Genomic DNA, 25,125 nt, shown 5'->3' with positions numbered 1-25,125 from the left:
GCGCGGTGGCAAGCAACACTGTTGAATTTGCACCAGTACAACCTTTGGGCACGGCAGCACAGCTGAGCGAACGCTGGCAAACACAGTTACAGCCTTTTTGGCAGCAAATGACCTGTGCCGTGCTGACAACTCATGACCAGCTACAACTGAGTTACTACTGCTACCAGGTGCCGGGCGCTAAACATGCGGTACTGATCAGCAGTGGCCGGATGGAAATGGCGGTGAAATACGCCGAGCTGTGCTTTGAACTGGTACAGGCCGGCTACAGCGTATTTCTGCTGGACCATCGGGGCCAGGGCCTGTCGCAACGCGAACTGTGCAACCCGCATAAAGGTTACGTCGCCGACTTTTCGTTATATCAACACGATTTAGCGCAATTTGTAGAGCACGTGGTTATACCGTCCGGCCACCAGCGCTATATAGCACTGGGGCATTCGATGGGCTGTGCTATTCTGGCCGGCTATCTGCAGCAGCACACGCATCCGTTTTGTGCCGCTATCTTAGCCTCACCCATGCTGGGCATTTATACCGGGTTGGTGCCGGCGCGGCTGGCAGAATCCATTGCGCTGGCTTTTGGTGCAGTAAACCGCGCGCTGACAAAACAGCCGTGGTACTTCCCCGGCCAAAGTGATTATCGCGAAAAAGACTTCAACAACAACCCTTTAACCAGCTGTGCAGAGCGCTATCAGTGGCTGCTGCAACGCTATCGCGAACTGCCGCAAGCTCAGTTGGGAGGCGTTACCACACAATGGGTTAGCGCGGCCATTTCAGCTATGCGGCAATTACAGCAAAGCGCCGCACAATGGCATACCCCGGTGCTGCTGTTACAGGCCGGTGCAGATAAGGTAGTCAGCAACCATGCGCAGAATCAGTGGTACCGGCAACTGCCTGACACGGTACTGCATCAACAGCTCAGGTTAGCCGGCGCAAGACATGAAATTTTTATGGAAACGGATGAGCTCAGGCAGCAGGCTATTAACGCCATCAATAGTTTTCTGGCAGCGCTGCCGGTACACGACTGAATTTGTTACACTGCGCACCTTGTTACTCTGGAGTTTATCATGTTGCACATTGTATTGTTTGAACCGGAAATTCCGCCCAACACCGGCAATATTATCCGACTTTGCGCTAATACCGGTTACCGGTTGCACCTGATTGAGCCACTGGGTTTTGCCTGGGATGACAAACGCATTAAACGCGCAGGGCTGGATTACCATGAATTTGCTCAAGTGCAACGCCACGCGGATTTTGCCCATTTTGTGAACACTGTGGCACCGCCACGGATATTTGCCTGCACCACTAAAGGTCAGCGCCAGCACAGTGAGGTTCAGTATCAGACCAACGATGCGCTGGTTTTCGGCCCGGAAAGCCGCGGTTTGCCGGCAGAAGTACTGCAACAAATGCCGGCGCAGCACTGGTTGCGCATTCCAATGACGGCCAACAGCCGCTCAATGAATTTGTCTAATGCGGTGGCTGTTTTTGTATACGAATCATGGCGCCAACTCGGTTATAGCGGCGCACGGCCGTAAATAGGCTGCTATTGCATTTGCATATCCAAACAGACTACAGCTATATTTAATGGCGTTTAAATCGATAACAAGGATGTTAAGACTATGCCGCTGCATTGTTGGCTGCTTTTGTCTGCTCTGCTCCCCGCCATGCCGGCTTTTGCTAATCAAGCCGGTACAGGTTGGCAAAATGGCATAGCCATAGCTGTATTACTGCTGCTAATCGTAGTGCTGACGTTATATAACAGCAAGCTGCGACGACGCCATAACGACATCTTAGCCAAACACAGTGTGTTACAGGGTTTTTTACAGCAATCTGACGATCTTATTGCCATTGTTACCGAGGATCTCAGTCCGGGCTATCTCAACCCGGCTTTCAGCGCTTTATTGCCTGACAAACACAGAGCGCCATCAGCACCGCTGGCACTGTATCAGAATGCTCACGGTGAACAGCTGTTGCTGCAGGATGCTAACCAGCTCAGTAACTGGCAAGGTGAAGCCTGGCTGGATGCCGGTGAGCACCGCCCCAGAATCGCTTTATCGCTGTCTGTCACCGCCACAACACAGCCGCCGGCTTGTTATTTGTTGGTGGGCCGCAATATCAGCCGCTTGAAACAACAACAGCAGGAACTGACGCACCGTATTATGCATGATGCTGAAACCGGTTTGCTCAGCCCATTGTTATTGGAAGATTATCTGCAAACCCTGCTTAGTAGTTGCAACAGCAAGCAGCCGCAATGCGCGCTGCTGTTAATTAAATTTAACCAACTGCTGGCTGCAGATAACCAACAACATATACTGCTGCAAAATGTGATAGGTAAAATCAGCGGTACATTGCTGCAACAAATTCCTCAAGGCTGTGTTGCTGCGCGCTACAGCCAGGATACCTTAGCCGTGCTGTTGCCACCGCAACTGTGTGACGGTCAGGTAGAAATAAGCCTGAACCGGCTGGCACATAAACTACTGGGTTTAACCGCTGAATTAGGTGAGCCGGCTGCGAAGGCATCGTTACAAACCCTGATCGGCATCAGCTTGTATCCGCTTGATGGCCACACCCCGGCAGCCCTGCTGGCCGAAGCAGAGCGGGCCTTAACCGGGGCGGCAAAACTGGGCAGCGATGCGCTGCTGTTTGCTAATACCCGGGTACAGCAACGGGCACCGGAGTATCAGAGTTTAGAAACCGAGTTGCAAAAAGCGCTGTTGCAGGGCGAGTTTGATGTGCACTATCAGCCGAGGCTGAGCATCGGCAGCAACCGTGTGGTTGGCTACGAGGCATTATTGCGCTGGCACAGCCCGAAACGCGGCGTGTTGTCACCGGCATCTTTTCTCAATGTTGCTGATGAAACCGGCTTACTGATAGCGCTGGACCGGCTGACATTCAGAAAATGTTGTGAGCAATTACAATACTGGCAACAAACCGGCATTAATCGCGGCCGTATTTCATTAAATATTGCCAGCCAGAGCTTTCGTCAGGCCGATTTTGTCGCCACACTCAGTAACCAGTTATCCGTAACCGGCCTATCTGCAGAGCAGTTTGAACTGGAATTGCACGAAGATATTTTTTTGCAGCCTGACACCAATATCCATAATACTTTGAAGCAGTTAACAACTCTTGGTTTTCATTTAACGCTGGACAATTTCGGCCAGGGCGTGTCTTCACTGTCGGTGCTGCGTCAATACCCGCTGCACAGTATTAAAATTGCGCCCGGCTTTATTAAAGATATGGAACATAACGAACAGCAGCGCAATATCACCGCCAGCCTGATCAGACTGGCGTCTTATTTACAACTGGATGTTATTGCGACCGGTATTGAAAATGAGATGCAGGCTTATCTGCTGCATGTGATGGGCTGTGATATTTTGCAGGGGCACTTGTTCAGCAAGGCCCTGCCGGCTGCTGAAATCCCGGCGTTATTGGCCAAAGAAAATAAGCTGGTGCGCAAAGAAGTAAGTTAACCCGGGTTAACTTACTTCGTCGCGTTTTTCACGGCCTAATAAATCCAGCGCTGCTAACTTAACGTCTTTACCCTGGTACAGCACCTGATAAATTTGCTCAGTGATCGGCATTTCAACCCCGACACGCTGCGCCAGGTTGAATACCTCTTTCGCATTGCGATAGCCTTCAACCACCTGACCAATGCTCTGCATCGCATCATCAACTGCTTTGCCCTGGCCCAGCAACAACCCGAAACGGCGGTTACGTGACTGGTTGTCAGTGCAGGTTAAAACTAAATCGCCCAACCCGGCCATACCCATAAAGGTGTCTTTTTTTGCTCCCAACGCACAACCCAAGCGGCACATTTCTGTTAAACCACGCGTAATTAACGCGGTACGGGCATTGGCACCAAAACCGATACCGTCTGCCATACCGGCGCCGATAGCAATAACGTTTTTTACGGCGCCACCCAGTTGCACGCCGATAAAATCAGGATTGGTATACACGCGGAAACTTTTTGCACAATGCAATAAGTCTGACAGCTCAGTAATAAACTCCGGGTCAGTAGAAGACAACGAAATGGCCGTCGGCATGCCCAGTGCCATCTCTTTGGCAAAGGTTGGCCCCGAGAATACCGCCAATGACACAGCCTCACCCAAAATGTCGCGCGCTACGTCCTGCAATAACCGACCGGTTTCAGGCTCCAGACCTTTAGTGGCCCAGGCCACACGGGCATTGGGCTGCAAAAAAGGTTTAATTTGTTGCAGCGTTTGCGCAAAGGCATGGCTTGGTACCACCAGCAGAATGTCGCGGCTGCTGCCTGCGGCATCTGCCAGGTTATCAGTAACCTGCAAAGAATCAGGCAAACGGATATCCGGCAGATATTTTTGGTTTAAGCGTTGTTGCGCCATTAACGCAATGTCATCGCTGTTACGGCCCCATAAACTGATGGAATTACCGTTACGCGCCAGACAAATAGCCAGAGCGGTGCCATAAGACCCCGCCCCTATTACAGCAATAGCTGAAGCTTGCATTATTTAAGCGTCTGCTCTGGTATCCTGCACTTCAGCCTGACGCTTCTGCAGGTATTGGGCAAACAAGGCATCAAAGTTAACCGGTGCCAGGTTCAATTGTGGGAAAGTACCACGGTTTACCAGGTTAGACACCGCTTCGCGGGCGTAGGGAAACAGCATGTTAGGGCAAAATGACGCCAGCATATGCGCCATTTGCGCATCTTCTAACTGGCCAATAGAGAAAATACCGGCTTGCTGCACTTCACATAAAAACGCCGTTTCGCCTTCTACAGTGGTCGTAACTGTCAGCGACAGGATCACCTGATAAACATTGTCTTCCAGCTTTTCACTGCGGGTATCCAAATCCAGTTTAACTTCCGGTTTCCATTCTTTACGGAAGATGGCCGGCGCATTAGGCGCTTCGAAAGAAATATCTTTTACGAAAATACGTTGAATAGAAAACTGTAAACCCTGCTGCTCAGTTGCAACGCCGTTTGCTTGTTGTTCGGCCATGATAATTCCTACTGTATTTTAATTATGAATTTAATAACGTATCGAGCTGGCCACTGGCATCCAGCGCCAACATATCGTCGCAACCACCAATATGACGGCCGGCAATAAAAATTTGCGGTACTGTGGTTCTGCCACCGGCAAGTTCTATCATCTGCGGACGCAGTTCAGGTTGTTCGTCAATGCGTATCTCCTGATAGCTCACCTGCTTGTTGTCCAACACGTACTTAGCGCGAACACAATAAGGACAATAGGCTTTGGTGTAAATAGTGACTTGCGACATCATTACCTCTTCGATTTCACCAGCGGTAAACTGGCTCCGGTCCAACTACCCATGCCGCCTTGCAGCACAGACACGGTAGTGAAGCCTTGTTTTAACAAACTGGCCGCGGCTTTTTGTGCCGTCATGCCAGCCTGACATACCAAGATAATGGGTTCAGCTTTTTGCTTTTCAAGCCCTGCCAGCTGCTGTTTTTCAATCTCCGCCAACGCTAAATGCCGTGCACCGGTAATATGGCCTTTGGCAAAATCCGCTTCTGTACGAATATCCACTACCGTAGCGTTCTGACGATTCACCTGTAAAGTCAGCTCGGTTGGTGTAACCTGCTTTACCGCAGAGAACAGCGATTTCAGCCAACTTGCCACTAACAAGACAAATAACACTACCCACACTGCACTTAGGATCGGATGATTGGTTACAAATTCGATATACTGCTGCATATTCACTCTGCTTGTACAAAATAATAATCAGCGCTGAGTATACTCAGTTTAAAAACAGAAAGCAGCCCTGTCGGCCTGCCGCTGCAATTACAGAGCTGGAGAATTGCACAAATTTCGGTAATATAGCCACTCGTCTTTTTAGCTTCCTGCTTAACAACGGAGTATTTATGGCCGCGCGCAAAAAACCTTTAGTATTATTAATTTTGGATGGCTGGGGCTATCGCGAAGACACCAACAATAATGCTATTGCTCAGGCCAATACACCGGTTATGGATAAACTGTGGCAAAGCTGTCCGCATACGCTGATTTCCGGCTCAGGCCTGGATGTCGGCTTACCTGATGGCCAAATGGGCAACTCCGAAGTAGGCCATGTTAATTTGGGCTCAGGTCGGGTGGTTTATCAGGATTTTACCCGCATTACCAAAGCCATTAGCGATGGCGATTTCTTTACTAATCCGGTGTTAACACAAGCCGTCACTGCCGCCAAACAGCAAAACAAAGCCGTGCATATTATGGGCCTGCTATCACCTGGTGGCGTGCACAGCCATGAAGATCACCTGTTAGCCATGATTAAACTGGCCGAGCAGCAAGGCGCCGGCCCGATTTACCTGCATGCCTTTTTAGATGGCCGCGATACCCCGCCTCGCAGCGCTAAAGCATCGCTGCAAAAAATTCAGGCGCATTTTGATAAAACCGGCAGCGGACAAATTGCCTCGGTTATCGGCCGCTACTTTGCTATGGACCGCGATAAACGCTGGGACCGTGTGCAGCAAGCGTACGATTTACTCACCACCGGCAAAGCCGCCTATCAGGCGGATAATGCGCTGCAGGCGCTGGAACAGGCCTACAGCAGAGATGAAAACGACGAGTTTGTTAAGGCTACCGCAATTTTAACCGCACAAGGCCAGCCGGTTAAAATGCAGGACGGCGATGCACTGATTTTTATGAATTTTCGTGCCGACCGCGCCCGTCAATTCAGCCGCGCTTTTATTAATGATGACTTTGACGGCTTTGCCCGCGTATACCGGCCTAAGCTCGGCAGTTTTATTATGTTGACTGAGTATGCCGCCGATATTAACGCCCCCTGCGCTTACCCGCCGGAGAGCTTAAATAATGTGCTGGGAGAATGGCTGGCAAAACACGACAAAACTCAGCTGCGTATTTCTGAAACCGAAAAGTACGCCCATGTTACCTTCTTTTTCAGCGGTGGCAGAGAAGAGCTGTTCAAAGGCGAGCAGCGCATTTTGGTTGATTCACCCAAAGTGGCAACTTACGACTTGCAACCGGAAATGAGCTCAACTGAGCTGACCGATAAACTGGTCGGCGCCATCCACAGCGGCGAGTTTGACGTTATTATCTGCAACTACCCCAATGGCGACATGGTAGGCCATACCGGTGTATTGTCCGCGGCTATTAAGGCAGTAGAAGCGGTAGATAGTTGTATTGGCCGTGTGGTGGAAGCCTTGCACGAAGTGGGCGGCGAGTGCCTGATCACTGCCGACCATGGTAATGCAGAGATGATGCTTGATACCGACTCAGGCCAGGCACATACCGCCCACACCAGTGGCCCGGTACCGCTGATCTACGTTGGCCGGCCGGCAAATGTTACCGAAGGCGGTATTTTGAGCGACATCGCCCCCACCATGCTGTCGCTGATGGGGATGCCGGTGCCGGCAGAAATGAGCGGAAAAATTCTGATGCAGCCGAAGTAAATGCTACTGCACAAACTGAAACGGCTACTGAAGCAACCTTACTGGCTGCTGTTGCTGTGCTGCGCTCCGATAGCAGCGCAACAGCAGCAAGAGCAAGAGCTGGCTGAGCTGAAACAACAAATCCAGTTGACTGAACGCCAGGTAAAACAGCAACAACAACAACTGGATCAAGCTGAACAGAAACTGCAGCAGTCTGATCGTGCGCTGGCTGAAGCCTCAGCCGCCTTGCGCCAGACCGAACAGCAACGCCAGGAGTTAGCCAACCGCAGCCAACAACTGGCGCTGCAACAAACAGAGCTGGAACAAAAACTGCAAAGCCAGCAAAAGCTGTTGGCAACACAAATAAAAAGTGCCTACAGCCTGGGCCAGCACGATTACAGTAAAATGCTGTTAAACCAACAAGATGCCGGCAAACTGGAGCGGGTACTCAGTTACTATCGCTATTTTAACGAAGCCAGATTAAAGCAACTGACCGAGCTAAACAGCACCATTATGCAGTTGCAGCAAGTGCAAACTGAATTGGCACAGAAGCAACAACAGCTGGCCGATACCCTCAGCACGCTGCAACAACAGCAGCAAAAATCAGCCCTGGCGAAAACGTCACAGCAGCAAGCTGTCGCCAGGCTGCAAGCCATGCTGCAACAACAGGGCAAACAGCTGGATTACCTGCGGCAGAATGAATCCAGTTTACAAACCACTCTGAACGAACTGCGTAAGTTAGCAGAGCAAGCCCGTGAACTGGCAGGGCTTAGCCGGCAAAAAGGCCAGCTGACCTGGCCACTGCGCGGCAGTTTGTTGCAACGTTTTGGCGAAGATCGCCAGGGCGGTATTTCCTCCCGCGGCATTTTGATCCAAACCAGTGAGGGCCAGGCGGTAAAAGCGATTGCTGATGGCCAGGTGATCTATGCCGACTGGCTCAAAGGCTATGGTTGGGTCATTGTACTGGACCATGGCGCCGGCTTTATGAGTTTATACGGCCATAATCAAAATTTATTAAAACAACCCGGCGCGCGGATTAACGCCGGAGAGACCATCGCGCTGGCGGGTATGAGCGGTGGCCAGGCCGCGGCAGGGCTGTATTTTGAGATCCGTGACAAGGGGGAAGCAGTTAATCCGCTGCAATGGCTAAGTCAAACCCGGCCATAAGAATTTTGATGTAATGCAGCAAAGATACGCATATACTTTTTACCATACTGCGGTGCCGTGCACCCTGCGCAAAAAGAGAATAATAATAACGTGCGACTAGTCTTAATTCTGTTAATTGTTATGTTTAGTGTCCGGCTGCAATCCGCCGTTCCCGACGTGCGTATTGCCATTATTATCGACGATATTGGCTATCAAAAAGCGGACCTGCAGTTGGTCGATTTACCTTTCCCGCTTACCTATGCGGTGTTACCACACACGCCTTATGGCCAGCGTGCAGCGCGGCAGGCTTTTCAGCAACAAAAAGATGTCATGCTGCATATGCCGATGGAGGCTAGTAACGGCAAGGCATTAGGTCCCGGCGCCCTGACGGCAAACATGACCAAACAGCAGGTACAGCAAACCCTGCAAGCCGCGCTGGCCGATATTCCTTACGCTATTGGTATTAATAATCATATGGGCAGTTTTTACACCGAGCAGGAACTGCCGATGGCCTGGACCATGGAATACCTGAGTAAACGGCAGCTGTTCTTTGTTGACAGCCTGACCACGTCACGCAGTAAGGCCGGTAAATATGCGCGTCAGTTTGGTGTAACCAACCTGAGCCGGCACGTGTTTTTGGATAACGAGCAAACTGAAACGGCTATTGGTAAACAGTTTGATTTACTGCTGCGTATTGCGCGCAAGCGGCAAACCGCCATTGCCATTGCCCACCCTTATCCGGAAACCTACCGCTTTTTACGCCAGCAATTGCCTAAGCTGCAAAAACAGGGCGTGTTATTAGTAGGCATTTCTGAATTGTTACCGCAAAATCATGATGTTGTGGCGGCCGGCTATACTGCACCCGCCATATCAGCGCCACAGTAGATTAACGCGGTTTCTGTGAAATAAAAAAACTGCCTGACGGCAGTTTTTTTATTTTTTCTGCTGTTGCAAGAACAGCAACAGCTCTGTTGGTGGCATAGGCTTGGCGTACATAAAGCCTTGTACCTCATCACAGCCCATTGCCAACACGGCCTGCTCCTGCGCTTTGGTTTCAACCCCTTCGGCAATGGTAGACAGGTTTAAGCGTTTACCCAGGCTGATAATGGTCTCGGCAATCACTTCACCGGCCGCCTTATCAATATCACGGATAAAGGCTCTGTCCACTTTAATCCGATCCAGCGGCAGCTGTTGTAAATAACTTAGTGACGAAAAACCGATACCAAAATCATCAATCGCGACTTTGATACCAAAGCTTTTCAGCTTTTGCAGCGCTTCGATGACGATTTTGGGTTCGTCCATTACCACCGATTCAGTGATTTCCAGCTCGAGCAACTGCGGATTAATTTGATAATGGTTAACACAGTCGATAACCGACTGCACAAAACCAGCATTGCGAAATTGCGGCATCGACACGTTAACCGCGATACGCAAGCCGTCAAAGCCTTGTTTAGCCAGTTGTTTAATTTGCAAACATGCCTGCGCCAACACCCAATCACCAATTTCAACAATCAAACCGGAGTATTCCGCCAGCGGAATAAATACCGCCGGTGATACAAACTGGCCCTGCCCCTGCGGCCAGCGCAACAGCGCTTCCATGCCAACAACCTGCATGCCTTGTAGCGACACCTGCGGCTGATACCACAGCTGTAATTTGTCGTTGGCAAAATCTTGTCGTAGCATACGCAGCATCGCCAGCCGCTCTGCCATTTCATCTTCCATCTCGGCCTGATAATACTGGAAGTTCTGTCCCAAATGTTTTTTAGCTTTATTCAACGCAATATACACATGCTTTAATATCGTCAGGCCTTGCTCTGAGGTATCTGTCAGGCGGCAAAAGCCAAAAGTAGCATTAACTTGCAATGCGTGCTCTGAAGCATGAAACGGCTCACTAAACGCCGCTTGTAACCGCTCCGGCGTTAACTCCGTATGCGGCCCCACTAGCCCAAACACGTCTGCACCGATACGGCCCAATTGACAAGACACGCCAAAATGCTCAATCAGCCTGAAGGTGACGGCTATCAGCAGCTCGTTGCCAACATCCTGGCCCAAGCCATCATTCACGTCAGAAAAATGATCGATATCTATCAGCACAGCAACATTACCGGCCGCTTCATAGCGCTTGGTATCCTGCAAAATCTGAATAAATTCGTTGCGGTTGGGTGTCTTGGTTAACGGGTCTATATAGGCAGCATGTTTAAGCTGTTGAAATAAAGTAACGTTTTCATAGCCTATAGAGATATTGCTGAGAAATACTTCTATCAACTGGCGATCCAGCTCTTCAATGGGCCGGTTAGTTTCGATATACACCGCCGCACTGTGGGTGTCGTTGCCCAGGTACAGTACGGTATCTAAATCGGTAAACAGGTGCTGGCGAGTGCGCAGACACTTAGTGATCTGAGCCACAATACGCGGATTATCCAGCCGGTCGAGCTGACATTTTATGTAAGGCGCATAGTGTCCGGCCGCGCCCAGCACATAGATATTATCACTGGCGCTGCCGTCATCTTCTATCTGTGCGCACAACACGCCCTCAGCATGTAAGCCGATTAAAGACGAGATTTGCGTCACTACGCCTTCGGAGAACTCATGCAGCGAATGTTGCTCGAGCAAATTAGCGCCGGCATTAATAATTTTCTGCAAACCGCGACGGCTTTGGTTAATAGTGCGGATTTGCTGATAAGAACGCAGCGAGGCGATAATAGAGGTAACCAATTTACTGCGGGTTAATTCAGTTTTGGTCTTGTAGTCATTGATGTCATATTCTTTAATGACGCTTTCTTCAGGTGCATAGCCCGGTTGTCCGGTACGCAATACAATGCGTATCTCGTCCATACCCAGCTCTTCACGAATTTGCTGCACCACTTTTAAACCGGCATCGTCAGATTCCATTACCACATCCAGCAACACCAGGGCAGTGTACGGATGTTGGCGCAAAAATTGTACGGCGGCCTTGCCGGAATAAGCATGATGAAATACCAGATGCTTGCCCAGCACGGTCAAATCACTTAACGCCAGTTTAGTCACGGTGTGGATTTCTTCGTCATCGTCGACGATTAACAGATGCCACTCACCCAGTGTTTGCTCCGGCCCTGCTATTTCAGGTTCGTCTTCTGCTAAAAACAGAAAATCCTCATCTGTTTCTTTCGATACCATCATTCAGCCTTATTTAATGATTCCGTTTAAATATACATGGTTAATTTGCATAAGAGTAAGTTATCACTGATTTTATTTTGCACCAAAAGTAACACCTTACTTGCTGCCGAATTAGTGAGATGCGAGGATAAGCAATATTCAGTGACATACAGTACAGGGCAATGGCAAAAATTAATGCGCTAAGTGGTCAGCAACGTCTGCGGCAACTGGCCAAAACACAGCTTGGTACCGCCATGAATGTAGCCGATGCCGCGCCGGACAGCAGCGTTGCCGCGGACCAGGGCCACTTTAACGACAAACACCAGCATCTGGCTGCCCGCTCCGGCGCTGCCGCCTCGACAGCAGGACTAAGCCTGGCGCAACGTGCCGAGCGCCGCTTGCAAATGCAGCGCGAGCGGCAACAGCATAACCTGGAAAGTATTATGACGCTGGCACTGGACTATTGTCCTGAGCAGGTATCCAACCTTGATGTCGACCCGGACTGGTTTCAGCAATTTTGCCAACTGGTGCTGGAGATTTCCAATAAAAGCATGCAGCAACTTTGGGCGAAAATTCTGGCTGGTGAAATTGCCAGCCCGGGCAAATTCTCGCTAAAAACTCTGCACACCTTACAACGTATGAGCTACAAAGAAGCGCTGGCTTTACAGCAGGCCGCCAATTTAAGCTGCCGTACCAGACAAGACCCCAGTGCACGGATTTATTTTGGCTATATCCGCAAACCGTCGCTGTGGCGCTTGCTTACCGGCCGCAGTAAAGCGGTGATGAATCTGAATCAGTTTGGTTTATCCTATCCGCAAATACTCAGCCTGATGGATATTGGCTTACTGCACAATTCTGAGATAGAAAGCGGAGAGCTACCTGCCGGGCAAGCCCTGAGCTGGCAATATCAGCAGTTGAGTATTAACGGCACTATTACCAGTAAAGATGTGGTGCTGCAGTACTATAAATACACCGCAAGCGGCGCCGAATTACTACCGCTGTTAACAAGCCAACCAAACCAGCAGTATTTACAGGCGCTAAGGCAGCTGTTAGCTGAGATCATCAGTTTTACGCACTGATGAACACCAGCTCAGCACTTGCTGCAGCTTGGCCGGTTCCAGCGGTTTAAAAATAACGTCATTCATCCCGGCCTGTAAGTAGGCCGCTACTTCATCTTCCAACGCATGCGCAGTAAATGCGAGGATAGGGATCTGCTGGTAACCAGCCAGTTGCCGCAGTTGCATGGCCACTTCTGTGCCCTTAATATCCGGCAACTGGATATCCAGCAGCACCACATCAAAACGTTCACTGCGGCACAGCTTTAACGCTTCTGCGCCACAGCTGACAGTGCTCAGCTGCACCGGTTGTGTTTTCATCAACACACGGATATAGGCCAGGTTGGTCGGGTTATCGTCTACTACCAGTAAATGCGGATATGACCGGGGCGCTGCGTCATCTTTGATAGCTTTTAATGCTGCCAGACAAAAAGGTGTGGTCTCTACGGCGATATTTAATGCTTCGCGCCAAACAGCAACATGGGCTACAGCGCAGTAACACAATACCCTGCTACGGCCGGCCAGCATAGTTGTCAGCTGCTGCCAGGCGGCAAGCTCGCCTGGTTCTGGTAAAAACAGCAATACCAGCTCATAGGCATACTGCGTGCTTTTCAGAGTTAGTTCAGACAGGTCGCTGCAAGCGGCGACATTAGCCGCCACAGCCGATAAACCTTGTGTCCGCTCCGCCTGCAGCACTGCGTTGGCGTCAAACAGCAGCACATGTTGCAACTTAGCGTAACTGACCACTGTCAACTCAGCTAAGGGTACATTGAACGCTACGGTGCTGCCCAAACCGTCGAGCGATTGCACCGACAATTGCCCGCCCAGTTGTTTTTTCAGTGTAATTAAGATGCCAATATCACTTTCGTGCCACTGTAATGTTTGTATATCGTTACTGCTGAGCAGTTGTCTTACCCTGGCCGATATGCCCTCGCCGTTGTTGGTTACACTCAGTTGTAACAGCGGGCCGGATGCCTGCTGTACAACACGCACGGCCAACGTAAGCTCTGAACAGGCTTCGCTGCGGCTGCCCAGCTGCACCATCGCCTGCAATAGAGCCGATAAGGGTAACAACGGTAACCGGACCTGGCTGCCGGCATTACTGCTGCCCTCTATCAACTGCAGCTCTATGCCGCGGCTTGTCAGCAACTGCCGGCAATCCTGTATCTGCGCGGCAACAAAATCTGTCAGTAATATTGGTGTTGCCGGCGCACTTTCGCCATTAAGCTCAAGTTGCATCAGGGTAAGTTGGCCGGACAGTGCGCGGCTAAACTCATCTTCTGTCAGTTCGCCGGACTGCTGTTGCAACTGTTGCAGGCTGATCAACCGGCGCTGCTGCGTGCGGCTTTGTGTCTGCGCTTCAAGTTGCCATGCGCTATTTTGCTGTTGTAATTGCGCCGCCATAGCCTGAGCTTGTGTCGCCAGCTGTTGCTGCTGCTTTAACTGTTGCTGAGTGCTGCTCTGCAACCCGGCCTGATGGGCAGCAAGGTCATTAACGGATTGTTTCAGCGGTAGTAATTCTGCTACCAGCTCTTCATCAACCCGGGCATTCAACTGGCCTTGTTTTAACTGGCTGAGTTTGTGTACCAACAAGCTGATATCGGTATGCAGGCGCTGCGCAGCCTGAGACAAAGTTCCCTGAATCAACATCAACATTATCCAACCGATAATGCCAACAATGGCTACCGGAATTAACCAAACACTGTAAGGCGTCTGCGGTGTAAACAGCAGCAGCAAATAGTAGTTGTTGTCTGCGTCCGGTTGGCGCAATGCGCCATCATTCAGCGCGGCAAACTGTGTCAAAGGTTGCAGCGCTAACAGCTGATGCTCAACTTGCTGCAGCGAAAAACTGCGTACCGGCAATGCCGCCTTGAAATGCTGCAATACAGGGGGGGAATCTGTGGCCGCAAGCAACCTGCCGGACTGGTTGTACACTGCAACAGTATGCAGTGGTATCGCACTGGCGTAACGAATATGGTTTAGCTGTGCCCTGAGCAGTTCCTGGTCTTTATTATTAACAAAAGCCCCTACGCTCAATTGCAAGGTGGCAGAAAACTGCTGGATCTGCACCCGCTGTTGCCCTTGCGTCTCAAAGTGATACCACAGGCCCGTTGCCAACGCCATCGCAGCTACCGCAATCAACCATGGCAAGGTTAACTGTTTGAAATAATTTACCAAAGTTGGAGTCCGGGCTGCATATATGTGCAATAACTATAAAACGATTTGATAACAGTCACAAGCGAAGAGAAGAGGAAGGCAACAGACAGCGGTGCAGCTTAGCGCACCGCTGTGTTTCAGATCAAAAATGCAGTTCTATACCGGCAAACACGCCTTTAAAATCGATATCGGCATATAAATCATCAATATCGTCCAGCCGCAAATTAACCGCACGGTAGCCTACTTTAACACGTAAATCGACCGCCAGATTATCCAGCACCGCATAAGCTACTCCAGCCTGCATATCATAAAGACGGCTGCCATCGTAGGAAATCAGGCTGCCCTGGGCAAATACATCCAGGCCTGTTAACGGCAAACCGACAATAGCAGAAGCATATGCCATCGGAATAATCTGCGATACACGCTGCGACGCCGCCATGCCGTTAGCAGCAGTTTCAGCTACAGCAACAGTGCCGTTAATATGCTTACCGTTAACACCAAGATCGAGGCTCACCAGATCATTGTCGAGAATCTCATAGTACAGCACATAGTCGGTGTTGGTCAGATCTACCTGGTTTCGCACTTCAGTATCTACCGTGAAACTCTCACCGGCAAAACTCAGATCAGCCGTTAAACCGGTAATACCGGCAGACTCCAGTTGGTTATGTTGCAAACGAATATTCGGCACCAACGGCAGTGGATGCTCTAACGCCACATAATAAGATGTTTGCGTTTTGTCAGTAAAATTAAAGCTTTGCTGCTGGTCGTTACCGGCAAAACTACCATCCGTTGATGTGCGCCAGCCATCGGCGCCCATATATAAACCCAGCAAGGTATCAGCCTGAGCGGTACCGGTTAATAAAACGCCACTGAGCGACAGCATTAATACTGTTTTTTTCATGCTTTCTCTTACCCTTGTGTTAGTAGTTCTGATAAATCTATAAGCGCCGCATTTGCTCTGGAAATGTAATTGGCCATCACCAAACTATGGTTAGCCATTAACCCAAAACCGCTGCCGTTGAGTATCATCGGGCTCCACACCGCCTGTTGCGTGGCTTCCAGCTCACGAATAATTTGTCGCAAACTGACCATAGCATTTTTACGTTGCAGTACTTCGGCAAAATCTGTTTCTACAGCTTTAAGAAAGTGCAGTAATGCCCAGGCTGCACCGCGGGCTTCATAAAATTCATCGTCTATTTTCCACCAACTGGTTTTAACCATCTTTTGGCCCGGAGAAGAGGTTGATTGCCGTGCACCGGAGTCACCGGCTAAATCAGTATTTAACCTGTCCTGGCCCACACTGGCACTTAAACGCTGGGAATAACTGCCAAGCCGTTTCTCTACGGCTTTTAACCAATCACGCAGGTTATCGGCACGGGCATAAAACTGGCTGTCCGGTTTAGCCGGGTCCATTAACTCTGCCCGATACTGATATAACTGTGCTATCGCTTTGCGATACTCTGATTCCGCCGCGGGAATTGCCCAACTGCGATGATCAATGTTAAACATTGGCTGAGCGACTTTAAGAAACTGATTTTCAGTTGACTGCGATTGCGAGCGGCTTAAATCCTTGCGCAGCGCCAAGGCTAAATCACGCGACATTTCCAGCACACCCAGCTCCCACGCCGGCATATTATCCAGCAGCACAAAGGGCGGCATAATGTCATTGGCAAGATAACCACCGCTTTTATCCAGCAGGGTTTCACTGACACGGATAAGCGCGGTGGTGGTACTGTAGCCCACTATCGCCCGCTCACCCAGTTGTTGATGGCTTTGTTGAATCTCGTCCACCAGCAGCGCCGGTTCACGGCTAACCCACCAGCCGGTCAGGTACATAATAACCAGTAGCGCCGCTACTGCGGCGCTGACAACTTTCGCATTTAACATTATCTTTCCTCAGCGCTTCGGCATTGCCACTACCGGCAATGTCAGCGTTAGTTGTTGCCCGTCAGCAAACTGCAAAGATAAGGGCACGGCTTGATCCAGTTCCAGCGCTGCCGTTGGTTCAAAAAACATCAAATGCAAACCGCCCGGGGCAAACTCAACGCTCTCCCCGGCATCTACTGTGATTTGCTCTACTTGTTCCATCCGCATCATGCCATCTTTGTGGCTGTGCTGATGCAGCTCAGTGCGGGCAAAGGCCGGACTGCTGGCTCCCTTAAGAATAATAGCCTGTGCTGATTGATTATGCAGGGTCAGATAGCCTGCGGTGACAGTGCGTCCGGGCATTGGCTGGCGGATTTGTTCATTCGTTACACTGACAGCTGCGCCGCTGTCGGCCAATACATTCATACTCAACAGCAACAACGCGGTACTTAACAATCGCATTTTGTTTCTCCTTGTAAGTCACGGGCTTATCTTACACCAGTTTAGCGTAGTTAACAGCCGGTAACCTGAGGCAAAATGCGTATCCGCCGTGGTCTAACGATCAGGCAGCACTGCCGCCGCCACCAGATAAGCCACAATAGTTGCCAGCGGAAACATCAATAACAGAATAACTGCCAACAAACGTATTAACCAACGCGGCTGTTGATAATAACCGGCAAACCCGGCGCAAACGCCCGCCACTTTGCGATAAGCACGGGCGCAATACCAACGATCTGTATCATATGCTGCCATTATTTATTACTCCTTCGCTGTCTGATCTGTACATGTTTGCCCGTCGTGCCAGTAGTGCCGGCATGGCGAATACCGCAAAGCTTAACAATTCAATACTTACCCAATCCATATTGCCTCCTGTTACACCGGCAAACGTACTTTTTGCCACAAGGCGGCAACCGGTGCCATGCTGAGCCATAGCAACATCACAGGGATAATGCTCAGCACCGGACTCAGGTAAATAATTAACAACCAACCGGGTGATAACAGCATGGTTCACTCCGCCTCGCCGCGGATGCTATGCGGCGCCTGATAAGCCAACTGCAGTGCCTGAGCATCTTGCTGTGCACTGTGGCGCGCCAGCAGTTCAATCACGGTTTTATGCATTGCCAACTGTGCTTGTTGTGCGGTAGTAACACGCAATTCTGTCTGCGACGACGGCACGGCAGCACGTACTTGTTCTGTCAATTCATCTGCGCCGGCGACAGTGCTATACAGGCCGGCGGTGACACAAGCGGTAAAGGTTAAAGCAGTCAGTGTGTTCATTATCCTGTCCTTGAAAGTGGTTAGTCTGTACTACACCCTCAGTGTTTCAAGTGCTGTGCCAGGTTAGTAACAAGATTCAAGATAATGATTTATAACAACAAATAAAAAAGGCGGCCAATTTGATCATTGCCCGCCTTTAACAGAAAACTAAAAAATAGTGAAATTAACTACTCAGCTGGTTAAATCCGCTAACGCAGTAACTTTAGCCAGTGCCTGCAGTAATAATTCCGGCTTAGCGTCGGCGAAATGGCCACGTTCACTCAATAACCGCCGCCATTGTCTGGCCCCCGGCATGCCCTGAAACAGCCCCAACATATGCCGCGCAATATGCCAAAAGCGCGCGCCCTGCTGCATTTGCCGCTCGATATAAGGCAGCATAGCCAACACCACCTGCTGTGGCGTAAGACCGTTACCGGTTTTAGCGTAAATCAGCGCATCTACATCGCTGAGCAGCATAGGGTTGCTGTAGGCTTCGCGCCCTACCATCACACCGTCCAGATACTGCAGTTGCTCACGCGCCTGCTGCAGCGTTTTAATGCCGCCGTTAATGCTGATATTAAGCTGCTGAAATTCACGCTTTAACTGGTACACCCGGGCATAATTCAGTGGCGGCACTTCACGGTTTTCTTTCGGGCTTAAGCCTTTAAGCCAGGCTTTACGGGCATGAATAATCAGCTGTTGGCAGCCGGCATCGGCTACGGTCGCGACAAAGTCCTGCAAAAACTGATAATCATCAGAGTCGTCAATGCCAATTCGGGTTTTCACCGTCACCGGTATGCTGACCACATCCTGCATGGCTTTGATGCAATCGGCTACTAACTGCGGCTGCGCCATCAGGCAGGCACCAAACATACCGTTTTGCACCCTGTCAGACGGGCAGCCAACATTAATATTCACCGCATCATAACCACGCTGCTCTGCCAGTTTGGCACAATGCGCCATATCAGCCGGGTTAGAGCCGCCCAGTTGCAATACCAGCGGATGCTCTTCTGCATTAAAAGCTAAATAATCACCGCTGCCATGAATAATAGCGCCGGTGGTGACCATTTCGGTGTACAGCACGGCATGCTGACTCAGCAGGCGGTGAAAATAGCGACAATGCTTATCTGTCCAATCCAGCATAGGGGCGATGGAAAACTTATGGTCGATAAGCATGGTCATTAGTTACTTCATATCCGGCAGGTTGCGGCCGTAGAAAATTTCGCGCATTTCGCGGAACACTTTCTTGCTGATTGTTTTTTGCTCTTCCGGCGTCATTGAATCTTTGCCCATACCAAACAGGTAGTTATTCAAATCAGCTTCTTTTAGCATCATTTTGGTGTGAAACAGGTTTTCCTGATACACGTTAACGTCAATCATCTGAAAGGCACGCTTGGTGTCTTCGTCCATAAAGTTCTGAATAGAGCTGATAGGGTGATCGATATAATGCTTGGTGCCGCTGACATCACGGGTAAAACCACGCACACGGTAGTCGATAGTAACAATGTCAGATTCAAAGCTGTGGATCAGGAAGTTCAGTGCTTTCAGTGGCGATATAATACCGCAGGTAGAAACCTCGATATCGGCACGGAAAGTACAGATGCCATCATGCGGGTGAATTTCCGGATAGGTATGTACGCAAATATGGCTTTTATCCAGGTGCGCTACTACGGCATCCGGCCGTGGTCCCGGGTTTTCTGAGTTGTCAGGATCAACCAACACCGGCTCTTCACTGACTAAAATAGTAACGCTGGCCCCCTGAGGGTCGTAATCCTGTCGCGCCACATTAAGAATGTTGGCACCGATAATATCGGTTACTTCAGTCAGAATGTCGGTTAAACGGTCAGCGTTATACTGCTCGTCGATATATTCAATATATTCCTGCCGGTGCTGCTCAGTTTTGGCATAACAAATGTCATAAAGACTGAAACTCAGGCTTTTCGTCAGGTTATTGAACCCATGTAGTTTCAATTTTTCAAAAGGCTTAACCACTAAACATCGTCTCCGCTTAAAACCGATTACCGGTTATGACTTCATTACTACAATTATTCTGCTACCGGAGTAATATCCGCCGGCTTCAGGCTAAAAGAATGCGTGATGGTAACGCTGCCAGACAGCATTATGGACACTGAACAATACTTATCCGCTGACAGCTGCACCGCCCGCTCTACTTGTTTTTCGCTCAGATTGATGCCGGTTACTTCAAAATGCAGGTGCAATTTGGTAAAAACTTTCGGCACAGTTTCAGCGCGCTCGCCACTGAGCTTCACTTCGCAGCCCAGCACCTGCTGACGGGATTTTTTTAAAATGCTGACCACATCAACCGATGAGCAGGCACCTGCGGCCATCAATACCATTTCCATCGGGCTCGGTGCTACGCTATCGTCTTTGTTACCGTCAAATACCACAGCATGGCCACTGCCAGAGGTGCCGACAAAGGTATTATCGTGGTGCCATTTTACGCTGGCTTGCATCGGTATCTCCCGCCGAAAAATAAGGCGGCTATTCTACGTAAAAGCAGCGCAGGTATCTAGCAAATTCGCAGCCGACGCCGGCTTAATCCATCAGATCAGCTACAGCGGTGTCGAACAGGTTTTTGATTAGCAGCGAAATTTCGTTGATAAGTTCGGCTTGTTGGCGGGTGGCTTTTTTATTCAGTACGCTGGACAGCACTTCCTGGAAGTCATACATAATGCCGTCCACTTCGCGAATAATCATACTGCGGTGATTTACTTCCAGTTCAGTGTGCTGGGTACAAAGCGTGATAATCTGCTCGGCAATAGACTCTTCCAGCAATTCACCTATGGTTTTATCCGCATCTCCGGTGCCGGTTTGCTCAAACAGCGACAAATGCTCTGTCAGAAACTGGATCAAATGCTCGTATCCGGGTTTATCTGTGACCATGGGCTGTTTTACACCTGACTGTGAGAAATGAGATTACAATAAGTTATAGTTATTTAAGCAAAAATTCCTGCAGAAAACAAATCGGGGCCTAAGCCCCGATCATATTTATTTTAACCCTGCTTAAAAACTTAAGCCGGGTGACAGTTGTTCCGGCATCACTACCTGCTCCAGTTCTACTGATGCCACCGGATAAGCACAGTAATCAGCAGCGTAGTAAGCACTGGCCCGGTGGTTACCGCTTGAGCCTATGCCGCCAAAAGGTGCGGCAGAGCTGGCACCGGTAATCGGCCGGTTCCAGTTAACGATACCGGCACGAATGCGGCGGAAAAAGTGTTGATATAACTCAGCACTGTCGCTGAGCAAGCCGGCTGATAAGCCAAACTGCGTAGCGTTAGCCGCATCAATGGCCTGATCAAAGTCGGTAAAGCGGAACACTTTTAACAGCGGGCCAAAATGCTCGTCGTCCGGGAAGTTAGCGACCTTGCTGCACTCCACTATGCCGGGTGTAACCAATGCCGTGTTCTCATCAAGGTGGCGCATCTGCAGCAGCACTTCGCCGCCTAAGTCTACCAGCTGCTGCTGCACCGCTAACATGCCTTTGGCGGCCGCGACAGAAATCATCGAGCCCATAAACGGCTGCTCGGCAGCATCATACAGGCCTACCTGAATATTGCGGCTAACCTCCAACAGGCGGCTTAAAATAGCATCGCCCTGAGCGCCGGCAGGTAAAAATAACTTGCGGGCACAGGTGCAGCGCTGGCCGGCAGAAATAAACGCCGATTGCACAATATCATGTACAGTTGCATCAATATTGCTTACGTCCTGCACGATAAGCGGGTTATTACCGCCCATTTCCAATGCCAGAATTTTATCCGGCCGGCCGGCGAATTGCTGATGCAGATAGTGGCCGGTGCGCGAGCTGCCGGTAAAGAAAATGCCGTCAATACCCTCATGTGCCGCTATGGCTTTACCGGTATCAACCTCACCTTGCAACAAACTCAGCACGCCAGAGGGCAAACCGGCCTGCTGCCACAGTTTCACTGTATCTTCTGCCACCTTGGGCGTCAGTTCCGACGGTTTAAACACCACGGCATTACCGGCCAGTAACGCCGGCACTATGTGGCCATTTGGTAAATGGCCGGGGAAATTATAAGGCCCGAATACCGCCACAACACCATGCGGTTTGTGGCGGATAAAAGCACGGCCTTGTGGCATCGGGTTTTCTTTGCTGCCGGTACGCTCCTGGTACGCTCGCACCGAAATATCAATTTTGCCGGTCATCGCCGCCACTTCTGTGCGGGCTTCCCACAGCGCTTTACCGGTTTCTTCAGCAATAGAAAGCGCCAGCGCTTCTTTATTGCTACTGAGCAGCTCAGCAAACTTTTTTACCACCTCAACACGCTGCTCAAAGCTTAAACCGGCCCAATCATACTGGGCTTTACGCGCACTTTGCACCGCAGCGTCAACCTGTTCTGCGCTGGCGGCACGGCCTTGCCAAATCAGTTTATTCTTCGCCGGGTCTAACGATTGAAACGCCTTACCTGCGCCATTAACCCAATTGCCGTTTATATAGTGTTCTGCGTGTTCCATTATATTCCCCTGATTATATGCGGGTAACTCTTACCCAATCACCGGCACTAACTTGCAGCGCTGCCGCAACATCTGCCGGTAAGGTGAGTTGTTCGCTTTGTTCGCTGACATTCAGCGCCAGCCAGGTGGCACGAAAATCGGCCACCTTAGTATTACAAATTAAATGCGGCAGGCCACCGCTTACGCTACCAATCACCACTTGTAAGCGCCGGCTGTTGCGCACTGAGCGGATATGCTCTACCCGCGCCTCTACCGTTGGCCCTGCGTCAAAAATATCGACATAGCCCCGGTTAGAAAAACCCTCCGACTGCAGCAACGCCAGCGCCGGTTTGGTTTTATCGTGTACTTTACCAATCACCGCCTGGGCTTGTTTGCTCAGTAAGCTGACGTAAATCGGATACTTCGGCATTAACTCAGCAATAAATACCTTCTGGCCGATGCCGGTAAGGTAATCAGCGGTGGGGAAATCCAGCGAGAAAAAATGCTCCTGTAGCCACTGCCAGAATGGCGAGCTGCCATCATCGTTCGAGATACCGCGCATTTCGGCAATGACCCGCTCAGCAAAACGCTGCGGAAATTCGGCCATAAACAAAAAGCGCATTTTCGACAACAAACGGCCGTTGTTTTTCTCACGCCGGCTTTCACGTAAAAACAGCGTACACAGCTCACTGACACCGGTGTAATCGTTACACAGCGTCAATATATCTACCGTTTTATACACGCCAAGTGAGCGCGAGCTATGCACTACCTTGCCCAAATGATAATGATAAAAAGCATCATCCAGGCCAACCGCGGCCTCCAGCGCACTGGTACCACAGACTTCACCGCTAACGGTGTCTTCCAGTACAAACAGATAGCCTTCATCGCCTGGTTGATTTACCGGCTTACTGAAAGACTGCTCAGAGCGGCTGATCTTGCGCATCAGTAACTCATCATTCACCGGCAAGGAGGTAAAACCATGGCCTGATTCCACCGCTATATCATACAGCGCCGGGTAATCATCCGCACGGATAGGGCGAATCACCATCATCGTCGCTTACTCCACTTTTGCTTTATAGTTTTCGGGGCCAGTGGCCCCTTAGCTTCATATTCTGCAGTCTTAACGCTGCTTAATTTCCGGTATCAGCTGTTTACTACCTGCTTTACCGCCAGCGCAAAGCGCTGCATACCTTCAACAATATCTTCCGGCGTAATTACTAAGGACGGTGCAAAACGTACTACATCCGGCCCTGCCACCAGCGCCATCACACCATGTTCGGCGGCAGCCAGAAAAAAGTCGCGCGAGCGGCCTTTGTATTGCTCGTTCAGCACCGCGCCTAATAACATACCCTGGCCACGCACTTCACTGAATACCTGGTACTGTTCATTGATTGCCGCCAGTTCACGGCGAAACAGTTGCTCATTACTCAGCACCTGTTGCATTACTTGCGGCTGATTAACAGTATCCAATACCGCTTCAGCTACGGCACAGGCCAGCGGATTGCCGCCATAAGTGCTGCCATGCGTGCCTACTTTGAGGTGCGCCGCAATGTCTGCCGTGGTTAACATGGCGCCAATAGGGAAACCGCCACCTAAAGATTTCGCCGTGGTCAAAATATCCGGTGTTACCCCGCTGTGCATATATGCATACAGCTTACCGGTGCGGCCCACCCCGGTTTGTACCTCGTCCATAATCAACAAAGCATTGTGTTTGTTACATAAATCACGTACACCCTGCAAAAATTCGCCGGTCGCCGGAATAATACCGCCTTCACCCTGAATCGGTTCCAGCACCACGGCACAGGTGTTGTCCGAAATCAGTGCTTTAACGCTGTCGAGGTTATTAAACTCTGCATGCAATACCGCGCCCGGCTTAGGGCCAAAACCGTCTGAATATGCGGCCTGGCCACCTACCGTGACAGTGAAGAAAGTGCGGCCGTGGAAACTCTTACCAAAAGAGATAATCTGATCTTTTTGTGCTCCAAATTTATCCAATGCCCAACGCCGCGCTAACTTGAATGCTGCTTCATTGGCTTCTGCGCCGGAATTGGCAAAATACACTTTGTCGGCAAAGGTGGCATCAACCAGTTTTTTCGCCAGCCGCAGTGCCGGCTCGTTGGTCATCACATTACTTAAATGCCAGATTTTCTCTGCTTGTGTTTTTACTGCATTCACCAGTGCAGGATGACAATGCCCGAGGCTACTTACAGCAATACCGCCGGCAAAATCGACATATTCGCGGCCCTGCTGGTCCCATACGCGTGAACCTTTACCTTGCACCGGGATAATCCCGGCAGGTGCGTAGTTAGGTACCATTACTTCATCAAACAGAGCGCGGTTTACCTGCGGCTGAGCAGTCATATTCAGTTCCTCTTATAGTTCAGGGTGCAGCCCGGTCTCATCTTACAGATAGACAGAACTGCCCGTTATTTAGTGAGCACCGTGGCATTATTACAGATTTAACTACGGTTGTCTTGCACCCGAACATGGCGCAAAGCCAGAAAAAACAAGGGCTACAGATAGATTTGCACGCGAAATGAATAAGTACGCAACTATGCAGAAAAGCCGGGCGTGATGAGGTTTTTCTAACCAGACGCCGCCACGGGCGATGACATACTGCTGCCCCAATCAATAGCGCCACCTCGCAAACTGCATGTT

General features: G+C 50.3%; 26 protein-coding genes. 7 read left to right on the top strand and 19 right to left on the bottom strand.

Annotated elements, in window-relative coordinates; all coding sequences use genetic code 11:
• The first annotated feature begins 5 nt into the window (after positions 1-5).
• The 3 genes from Q8O77_RS08850 (at position 6) to Q8O77_RS08840 (ending at position 3,464) form a co-directional block, all read left to right on the top strand.
• A complete protein-coding gene (locus Q8O77_RS08850) occupies positions 6-1,022 on the top strand; it encodes an alpha/beta fold hydrolase (RefSeq protein WP_305552492.1) in 1,017 nt (338 codons plus the stop codon).
• A gap of 39 nt (positions 1,023-1,061) precedes the next feature.
• Positions 1,062-1,529, top strand: coding sequence for a tRNA (uridine(34)/cytosine(34)/5-carboxymethylaminomethyluridine(34)-2'-O)-methyltransferase TrmL (gene trmL, locus Q8O77_RS08845; RefSeq protein ID WP_305552491.1), 468 nt, complete (start codon positions 1,062-1,064; stop codon positions 1,527-1,529).
• Positions 1,530-1,613: 84 nt separating this feature from the next.
• Positions 1,614-3,464: a bifunctional diguanylate cyclase/phosphodiesterase gene (locus Q8O77_RS08840; RefSeq protein ID WP_305552490.1), complete on the top strand. Its 1,851-nt coding sequence runs from the start codon at positions 1,614-1,616 to the stop codon at positions 3,462-3,464.
• A gap of 6 nt (positions 3,465-3,470) precedes the next feature.
• On the opposite strand, the gene gpsA is transcribed toward Q8O77_RS08840, so the two are convergent.
• From gpsA to Q8O77_RS08820, 4 genes are read right to left on the bottom strand one after another with little or no spacing between them, the layout of a single operon-like run.
• Positions 3,471-4,478, bottom strand: coding sequence for an NAD(P)H-dependent glycerol-3-phosphate dehydrogenase (gpsA, locus tag Q8O77_RS08835; protein ID WP_305552489.1), 1,008 nt, complete (start codon positions 4,476-4,478; stop codon positions 3,471-3,473).
• Between the two features lie 3 nt (positions 4,479-4,481).
• Positions 4,482-4,970: a protein-export chaperone SecB gene (gene secB / locus Q8O77_RS08830; RefSeq protein WP_305552488.1), complete on the bottom strand. Its 489-nt coding sequence runs from the start codon at positions 4,968-4,970 to the stop codon at positions 4,482-4,484.
• A gap of 22 nt (positions 4,971-4,992) precedes the next feature.
• Positions 4,993-5,250 (bottom strand): glutaredoxin 3, encoded by a 258-nt coding sequence (grxC, locus tag Q8O77_RS08825; protein ID WP_173499512.1) that lies wholly within the window; start codon positions 5,248-5,250, stop codon positions 4,993-4,995.
• A gap of 2 nt (positions 5,251-5,252) precedes the next feature.
• Positions 5,253-5,687: a rhodanese-like domain-containing protein gene (locus tag Q8O77_RS08820; protein ID WP_305552487.1), complete on the bottom strand. Its 435-nt coding sequence runs from the start codon at positions 5,685-5,687 to the stop codon at positions 5,253-5,255.
• Positions 5,688-5,854: 167 nt separating this feature from the next.
• Between Q8O77_RS08820 and gpmM the strand changes: the two genes are divergently transcribed.
• The 3 genes from gpmM (at position 5,855) to Q8O77_RS08805 (ending at position 9,409) form a co-directional block, all read left to right on the top strand.
• Positions 5,855-7,399, top strand: a complete 1,545-nt coding sequence (gene gpmM / locus Q8O77_RS08815; RefSeq protein ID WP_305552486.1) for a 2,3-bisphosphoglycerate-independent phosphoglycerate mutase — start codon at positions 5,855-5,857, stop codon at positions 7,397-7,399.
• Positions 7,400-8,545 carry a murein hydrolase activator EnvC gene (locus Q8O77_RS08810; protein WP_305552485.1) on the top strand — a complete coding sequence of 382 codons (1,146 nt, stop codon included), beginning with the start codon at positions 7,400-7,402 and terminating at the stop codon, positions 8,543-8,545.
• A gap of 90 nt (positions 8,546-8,635) precedes the next feature.
• Positions 8,636-9,409: a divergent polysaccharide deacetylase family protein gene (locus tag Q8O77_RS08805; RefSeq protein ID WP_305552484.1), complete on the top strand. Its 774-nt coding sequence runs from the start codon at positions 8,636-8,638 to the stop codon at positions 9,407-9,409.
• 48 nt (positions 9,410-9,457) lie between these two features.
• Here the strand turns inward: Q8O77_RS08805 and Q8O77_RS08800 are convergent, their stop codons facing one another.
• Positions 9,458-11,683, bottom strand: coding sequence for an EAL domain-containing protein (locus Q8O77_RS08800; RefSeq protein WP_305552483.1), 2,226 nt, complete (start codon positions 11,681-11,683; stop codon positions 9,458-9,460).
• Between the two features lie 158 nt (positions 11,684-11,841).
• Here Q8O77_RS08800 and Q8O77_RS08795 point away from each other — a divergent pair, with 158 nt between their 5' ends.
• Positions 11,842-12,738 carry a TIGR03899 family protein gene (locus tag Q8O77_RS08795; protein ID WP_305552482.1) on the top strand — a complete coding sequence of 299 codons (897 nt, stop codon included), beginning with the start codon at positions 11,842-11,844 and terminating at the stop codon, positions 12,736-12,738.
• Here Q8O77_RS08795 and Q8O77_RS20070 read toward each other — a convergent pair.
• From Q8O77_RS20070 to Q8O77_RS08725, 14 genes are all read right to left on the bottom strand, one after another.
• Complete coding sequence (locus Q8O77_RS20070) at positions 12,709-13,242, bottom strand: response regulator (protein ID WP_371133472.1); 534 nt, start codon at positions 13,240-13,242, stop codon at positions 12,709-12,711. The genes Q8O77_RS08795 and Q8O77_RS20070 overlap by 30 nt on opposite strands.
• 1,771 nt (positions 13,243-15,013) lie before the next feature.
• The gene (locus tag Q8O77_RS08785; RefSeq protein ID WP_305552480.1) at positions 15,014-15,772 is read right to left on the bottom strand and encodes a TIGR04219 family outer membrane beta-barrel protein; all 759 of its coding nucleotides are present in this window, start codon (positions 15,770-15,772) and stop codon (positions 15,014-15,016) included.
• 8 nt (positions 15,773-15,780) lie between these two features.
• Positions 15,781-16,758 (bottom strand): DUF2333 family protein, encoded by a 978-nt coding sequence (locus Q8O77_RS08780; RefSeq protein WP_305552479.1) that lies wholly within the window; start codon positions 16,756-16,758, stop codon positions 15,781-15,783.
• A 9-nt stretch (positions 16,759-16,767) separates the two neighbouring features.
• Complete coding sequence (locus Q8O77_RS08775; protein WP_305552478.1) at positions 16,768-17,199, bottom strand: copper chaperone PCu(A)C; 432 nt, start codon at positions 17,197-17,199, stop codon at positions 16,768-16,770.
• A 93-nt stretch (positions 17,200-17,292) separates the two neighbouring features.
• Positions 17,293-17,490, bottom strand: coding sequence for a PspC domain-containing protein (locus Q8O77_RS08770; protein ID WP_305552477.1), 198 nt, complete (start codon positions 17,488-17,490; stop codon positions 17,293-17,295).
• A 120-nt stretch (positions 17,491-17,610) separates the two neighbouring features.
• Complete coding sequence (locus Q8O77_RS08765; RefSeq protein WP_305552476.1) at positions 17,611-17,742, bottom strand: hypothetical protein; 132 nt, start codon at positions 17,740-17,742, stop codon at positions 17,611-17,613.
• Between the two features lie 3 nt (positions 17,743-17,745).
• Complete coding sequence (locus Q8O77_RS08760; protein ID WP_305552475.1) at positions 17,746-18,015, bottom strand: hypothetical protein; 270 nt, start codon at positions 18,013-18,015, stop codon at positions 17,746-17,748.
• Between the two features lie 171 nt (positions 18,016-18,186).
• Positions 18,187-19,176 carry a tRNA dihydrouridine(20/20a) synthase DusA gene (gene dusA / locus Q8O77_RS08755; RefSeq protein WP_305552474.1) on the bottom strand — a complete coding sequence of 330 codons (990 nt, stop codon included), beginning with the start codon at positions 19,174-19,176 and terminating at the stop codon, positions 18,187-18,189.
• A gap of 3 nt (positions 19,177-19,179) precedes the next feature.
• Complete coding sequence (speD, locus tag Q8O77_RS08750) at positions 19,180-19,986, bottom strand: adenosylmethionine decarboxylase (RefSeq protein WP_068232775.1); 807 nt, start codon at positions 19,984-19,986, stop codon at positions 19,180-19,182.
• A 53-nt stretch (positions 19,987-20,039) separates the two neighbouring features.
• Positions 20,040-20,468 carry an OsmC family protein gene (locus Q8O77_RS08745; RefSeq protein WP_305552473.1) on the bottom strand — a complete coding sequence of 143 codons (429 nt, stop codon included), beginning with the start codon at positions 20,466-20,468 and terminating at the stop codon, positions 20,040-20,042.
• A gap of 82 nt (positions 20,469-20,550) precedes the next feature.
• Positions 20,551-20,898: a DUF3802 family protein gene (locus tag Q8O77_RS08740; RefSeq protein WP_173499341.1), complete on the bottom strand. Its 348-nt coding sequence runs from the start codon at positions 20,896-20,898 to the stop codon at positions 20,551-20,553.
• Between the two features lie 120 nt (positions 20,899-21,018).
• A complete protein-coding gene (gene astD, locus Q8O77_RS08735) occupies positions 21,019-22,488 on the bottom strand; it encodes a succinylglutamate-semialdehyde dehydrogenase (RefSeq protein ID WP_305552472.1) in 1,470 nt (489 codons plus the stop codon).
• Positions 22,489-22,501: 13 nt separating this feature from the next.
• On the bottom strand, positions 22,502-23,518 hold the full coding sequence (astA, locus tag Q8O77_RS08730) for an arginine N-succinyltransferase (protein WP_305552471.1): 1,017 nt from the start codon (positions 23,516-23,518) through the stop codon (positions 22,502-22,504).
• 92 nt (positions 23,519-23,610) lie between these two features.
• Complete coding sequence (locus Q8O77_RS08725) at positions 23,611-24,828, bottom strand: aspartate aminotransferase family protein (RefSeq protein ID WP_305552470.1); 1,218 nt, start codon at positions 24,826-24,828, stop codon at positions 23,611-23,613.
• Positions 24,829-25,125: the final 297 nt, after the last annotated feature.

The organism is Rheinheimera sp., from assembly GCF_030690345.1.
GTDB lineage: Bacteria > Pseudomonadota > Gammaproteobacteria > Enterobacterales > Alteromonadaceae > Alishewanella.
This window is presented reverse-complemented; position numbering and strand designations above follow the sequence as displayed.

Coding starts and splice junctions, on each gene's coding strand:
- trmL (WP_305552491.1), top strand. CDS start 1,062: ATGTTGCACATTGTATTGTTTGAACCGGAAATTCCGCCCAACACCGGC.
- Q8O77_RS08840 (WP_305552490.1), top strand. CDS start 1,614: ATGCCGCTGCATTGTTGGCTGCTTTTGTCTGCTCTGCTCCCCGCCATG.
- gpsA (WP_305552489.1), bottom strand. CDS start 4,478: ATGCAAGCTTCAGCTATTGCTGTAATAGGGGCGGGGTCTTATGGCACC.
- secB (WP_305552488.1), bottom strand. CDS start 4,970: ATGGCCGAACAACAAGCAAACGGCGTTGCAACTGAGCAGCAGGGTTTA.
- grxC (WP_173499512.1), bottom strand. CDS start 5,250: ATGTCGCAAGTCACTATTTACACCAAAGCCTATTGTCCTTATTGTGTT.
- Q8O77_RS08820 (WP_305552487.1), bottom strand. CDS start 5,687: ATGCAGCAGTATATCGAATTTGTAACCAATCATCCGATCCTAAGTGCA.
- gpmM (WP_305552486.1), top strand. CDS start 5,855: ATGGCCGCGCGCAAAAAACCTTTAGTATTATTAATTTTGGATGGCTGG.
- Q8O77_RS08810 (WP_305552485.1), top strand. CDS start 7,400: ATGCTACTGCACAAACTGAAACGGCTACTGAAGCAACCTTACTGGCTG.
- Q8O77_RS08800 (WP_305552483.1), bottom strand. CDS start 11,683: ATGATGGTATCGAAAGAAACAGATGAGGATTTTCTGTTTTTAGCAGAA.
- Q8O77_RS08795 (WP_305552482.1), top strand. CDS start 11,842: ATGGCAAAAATTAATGCGCTAAGTGGTCAGCAACGTCTGCGGCAACTG.
- Q8O77_RS20070 (WP_371133472.1), bottom strand. CDS start 13,242: ATGCTGGCCGGCCGTAGCAGGGTATTGTGTTACTGCGCTGTAGCCCAT.
- Q8O77_RS08785 (WP_305552480.1), bottom strand. CDS start 15,772: ATGAAAAAAACAGTATTAATGCTGTCGCTCAGTGGCGTTTTATTAACC.
- Q8O77_RS08780 (WP_305552479.1), bottom strand. CDS start 16,758: ATGTTAAATGCGAAAGTTGTCAGCGCCGCAGTAGCGGCGCTACTGGTT.
- Q8O77_RS08775 (WP_305552478.1), bottom strand. CDS start 17,199: ATGCGATTGTTAAGTACCGCGTTGTTGCTGTTGAGTATGAATGTATTG.
- Q8O77_RS08770 (WP_305552477.1), bottom strand. CDS start 17,490: ATGGCAGCATATGATACAGATCGTTGGTATTGCGCCCGTGCTTATCGC.
- Q8O77_RS08765 (WP_305552476.1), bottom strand. CDS start 17,742: ATGCTGTTATCACCCGGTTGGTTGTTAATTATTTACCTGAGTCCGGTG.
- Q8O77_RS08760 (WP_305552475.1), bottom strand. CDS start 18,015: ATGAACACACTGACTGCTTTAACCTTTACCGCTTGTGTCACCGCCGGC.
- dusA (WP_305552474.1), bottom strand. CDS start 19,176: ATGACCATGCTTATCGACCATAAGTTTTCCATCGCCCCTATGCTGGAT.
- Q8O77_RS08745 (WP_305552473.1), bottom strand. CDS start 20,468: ATGCAAGCCAGCGTAAAATGGCACCACGATAATACCTTTGTCGGCACC.
- Q8O77_RS08740 (WP_173499341.1), bottom strand. CDS start 20,898: ATGGTCACAGATAAACCCGGATACGAGCATTTGATCCAGTTTCTGACA.
- astD (WP_305552472.1), bottom strand. CDS start 22,488: ATGGAACACGCAGAACACTATATAAACGGCAATTGGGTTAATGGCGCA.
- astA (WP_305552471.1), bottom strand. CDS start 23,518: ATGATGGTGATTCGCCCTATCCGTGCGGATGATTACCCGGCGCTGTAT.
- Q8O77_RS08725 (WP_305552470.1), bottom strand. CDS start 24,828: ATGACTGCTCAGCCGCAGGTAAACCGCGCTCTGTTTGATGAAGTAATG.